2 protein-coding genes are annotated in these 4,621 nt (G+C 39.3%); both read right to left on the reverse strand.

Going from position 1 to position 4,621, the window contains the following annotated elements; all coding sequences use genetic code 11:
* A partial coding sequence (locus tag H6G68_RS26545) for a non-ribosomal peptide synthetase (RefSeq protein WP_190909316.1) occupies window positions 1–2,731 on the reverse strand: 2,731 nt, incomplete at its 3' end.
* The coding region (locus H6G68_RS26550; protein WP_190909317.1) for an acyltransferase domain-containing protein at window positions 2,728–4,621 on the reverse strand (1,894 nt) is incomplete at its 5' end. The genes H6G68_RS26550 and H6G68_RS26545, both read right to left, overlap by 4 nt.

Consider the following 4,621-nt stretch of genomic DNA (forward strand, 5'->3'; position numbering starts at 1 on the left):
AGGGATTTAGTATAAATTTTTCTTGCGTTAGTTCTGGACGGTTCAGGTAGCCTTTAGCTAAACCATCACCTCCAATATATAACTCTCCAGGTACACCTATGGGTACTAGTTGTAGGTGTGAGTCTAGGATGTATATTTGGGTGTTGGCGATGGGGCGACCGATAGGGATGAGGCAATCAGAGGATAAATCTATTGTATCTGTTTCAAAATAGGTGCTATCAATTGTGGCTTCACTCACACCGTAGGAGTTAATTAGTCTGGTTTGTGAACCACATAAATTCTGAATTTGTTGATATTCGCTCAAATACCAACTATCTGAACCAGCAGCTAACAGTTTCATAAATCCTAAGTTCTGTTTGCTGCGCTCTAAATATTTTACTAGGTTCCTGAGAACGGCTGGCACAAATTCCGCACAGTCCACTTGTTCTTGAAGCATTAATTCATAAAGTTTTTTAGACTCTAGAACCAAGTCTCTTGGGCATAAAACTAGTTTTGCTCCTGAACATAAAGCTCGCACAAAGTCACCAGCGAAAACATCGAAGGAAAAACTTGCCATTTGCAAGTGGCTAGTAGTATCTGTTGTAAGACGGTAAGCTTCTTCCCAAGCTAGATAAGCATTTACTAAACTGCGCTGTTTTATCATTACCCCTTTGGGTTTTCCTGTCGAACCGGAAGTGTAAATGATATAGGTGAGGTTGTGGTTTTGGGTTTGATTGCTGGGGTTTTCTGAGGACTGTTGAGCTAGTATTTCTTGATCTATGTCTAAGCAAATGACTTTAGCGTTATGACTGGGTAAGCTATCTTTGAGTAGGGATGTGGTAATAATTACTGGTGGGTTGGCATCTTCCAGCATCAATTTTAGGCGATCGCTGGGGTATGAAGGATCAAGGGGTAAATAAGCCGCACCAGATTTTAAAATTCCCAAAACTGTAAAAATTAAATTCAGGGATTTTTCTAGAAAAACACTTACAATTGTTTCTGTACCTACGCCTAAAGAACGTAAATAATGAGCTAGTTGGTTTGCCTGCTTGTTTAATTCTCTGTAAGTTAGCCTTTCACCTTGAAAAACTACTGCTGTTGCTTCTGGTTTTTTCTCTGCTTGTTCAGCGATTAACTGATGGATAAATTTATCCCTTGGATATTCAGTAGCAGTGTTGTTCCACTCCACTAACAACTGATGATGTTCTGCTGCACTCAACAGAGGTAATTCGCCCGCAGTTTGTTGGGGATTTTTCACGATTGCTGATAGCAAGTTGTGGAAATGACCAGCCATACGCTCAATCGTTGAGTTATCAAACAAGTCAGTATTATACTCCCATGACCCCAGTAATCCCTGGTTTGTTTCTGTGATTGAAAGTGTCAAATCAAACTTAGCAATCGTGCTTTGTTGATTCAAGGCACACCAGTTGCAACCAGGTAATTCTAATTTACCAAAGGGTGCATTTTCTAACGTAAACATCACCTGGAATAAGGGTGAATGACTCAAAGAACGTTGTGGTTGCAATGCTGCTACTACTTGCTCGAAAGGCACATCTTGATTTTCGTAGGCTTGCAGTGTGGTTTCCCTAACTTGTGCAAGTAAATCCTCAAAACTGGGATTATTTTCAAAACGGCTTCTCAACACCAAGGTATTCACAAAAAAGCCTATCAAAGACTCAATTTCACTGCGGTTGCGATTGGCGATTGGCGAACCAATAACAATGTCTGATTGCCCACTATAACGATGCAATAAAGTTGCAAACGCCGCTAGTAGAGTCATAAACAAGGTAGCACCTGACTGCTGAGTTAAACGACGCAACTTTTGAGTTAATTGTGGGTTGAGAGTAAAAGTCTGAGTTGCACCCTCGAAAGTTTGGACGCTTGGGCGATTTCGGTCAGTGGGTAATTGCAATAATGAGGGAGCGCCATCCAATTGCTGCTTCCAGTAATTAAGTTGGTTTTGCAATCGCTCTTTGCTCAACCATTGTCTCTGCCAAACTGCAAAGTCCCCGTACTGGATAGGTAATTCCTGTAAAGGAGAATCTTTTCCTAAGCAAAAAGCTTCGTAGAGAATAGAGAATTCTTTAATAAATATTCCTGTTGACCAACCATCACAAACAATGTGATGCGCTGTTACAAATAAAACATTTTCTAATGTTGATAATTGTAATATTTTAACTCTTAATAGCAGGTCAGTTTCTAGGTTAAAATTAGTGTTTTTTTCTTGTTGAGCTAACTGTTTTACTAAGTTTTCGCGTTGGAATTCGGATAACTGCCGCAAGTCAACCAAGAACATTTTTAAATGAGCTTCTGGATTAATTAATTGTACTGGAGTATTATCAACTAATTTAAAGTTGCTGTGCAGTACTTTATGCCGCCGGACAATTTCTGAAAATGCTTTTTCTAAAGCACTAATATTTAGTTTACCAATAATACGAATAGCTGTAAATTCATTGTAAGTAGCACTTGCTCCTTCAAGTTGCTTCAGAAACCACAGTCTCTCTTGCGCCCAAGACAAAGGTAATGGCTGATTATTCCGATTAACAGAGAAAATCGCTTCAAATTCAGAACTCGAATTTAACTTAGTTTCTTGTAAAAATTTGACAATTTCTGCTTTGCGATCTGCTAATTGAGTGCGTATTTCTGATGTCAATACTCCTGGTGGGGCATTACAACGCAAGCCATTTCCCTTAATATGTAATTTTATATCCATAGCCGCAATCTCAGACAAAAACTCTTGAATGGGCTTCATAATTCGATTTCCTCGCGATTTTCTAGTTGTTGGTTGGTAGGAGCAGTTTGTAGTTGTTGCGCTATTAGTACAGATTCTTCTGATGTCAATTTAATATTTGTGATCTGCTCACTGATATATGCAACTAAATCGAGAGTGCTGAGTTTGTCCATAAATTTGACTATGGATACCTCTACATTGAAAGAAGCTTGAACCCAATTTCTTAGTTCGACTGCCATTAATGAGTCGAATCCCATATCGTTCAAGGGTTGATGTAAATTTAATTCCTCAATGTTAGCTAAGTTAAGTATTTTCGCAATTTTTGATTGAAGGTAAGAGAGCAATTCATATTGGCGATCGCTAACTGTGGCATCTAATAATTTGTGTAAAATATTGGGTTGCCATTCTACTTGATAAAACCAATCCTTGATAAGTGTAGAATTTATTTCCTGTTGATGGCATTTGACAAGAACAGACAATATTTGAGGTAAGTCCCTCCGAAGCGATTCATCGAGTTCTCCTGCTAACCGTTGGGCTAATCCTTGTGTATCTCCTTGATGCAATAACTTTATAATAGATGTCTGACTAAATTCTTTTGTATTGATGTTATGGTCTACGATTGTTTCTGGTAACCAGTAACGCTTTCTTTCAAAGGGATAAGTCGGTAAAGCAACTTTCTGGTAGTTGTAGTCTTTATCAAATCCTTTCCAATCAACAGATACACCATTTATATATAACAAGGCTAAACTTTGGAGCATTTGCTGCCAATCAGTTTGAGGTGAACGTAATGAAGGTAGCCACAACCCCATATTTTCTGGAAGACATTGGCACCCTATACCTAACAAAACTGGTTTCGGTCCAATCTCTAAATATATTATGTTATGGTCATGCTGATTTAAGCAGGTAATACTATCAACAAACCGGACTGGTTGGAGGATATGATTTAACCAATATTGAGGCGTACAAATGGTATCATCTACCCTTGTTCCAGTTACATTGGAAATGAGGGGAATCTGCGGGCGATTGTAAGTAACTTGATTTGCTATCACCTCAAAATCAGTCAATATTGGCTGCATTAACGGCGAATGAAAAGCGTGAGAAACCTCTAGCTTTTTAAATTTAATTCTCTTGTCGTTAAGTTGGGCGCAAATTTCTCTAATTGCAGGGGTTGCTCCGCTGATTACTATACTATTAGGACCGTTCAAAGCAGCGATAGCGACTTGCTTGGTTTTATCCTTAATCAAGGAATTTACCAAATCAGAGCCAGCCATTACCGCTACCATCTCACCATTTTCAGGAAGAGCTTGCATCAAACGTGCGCGCTCGGCAATTAACTTTAGACCATCTTCCAGACTAAATACCCCTGCCACACAAGCAGCAACATACTCTCCAACACTATGTCCCATAACAGCTGCTGGTTCAACACCCCAAGACTTCCATAATTGGCATAAGGCATACTCTAGGGCAAATAAAGCAGGTTGGGTATAAGCGGTTTTATCTAATTCTAAATCTTTTGATTTGGTATTTGGGTATATAATTTTTAGCAGGGAAGTTCCTAAATAAGGGCAGAGGATTTTATCGCAAAGCTCTAAAGCTTGCCGAAATATCGGTTGAGTTTCGTAAAGCTGGCGTCCCATATCTACATATTGCGAACCCTGACCAGTAAAAAGGAAAGCTATTTTCGAGTGCTTTTTGCCATCAATATGCCCACTCACTATTCCTATAGCTTCCTTACTATCGGCAAAAGCCAGAAGACGTTCCCGTAACTGTATGTTAGACTCAGCCACCACAGCCAAACGGTGTTCAAAATGCGATCGCCCAGTATTAGCGGTGAAACAAACATCAGCGATCGCCACATGAAGATTAACCTCTAAGAATTTCTGATAAAGGTTTACCAGCGATCGCAAGGCA

Origin of the sequence: Anabaena catenula FACHB-362 (assembly GCF_014698735.1) — a bacterium.
In the GTDB taxonomy this organism is placed as follows: domain Bacteria; phylum Cyanobacteriota; class Cyanobacteriia; order Cyanobacteriales; family Nostocaceae; genus Anabaena; species Anabaena variabilis_A.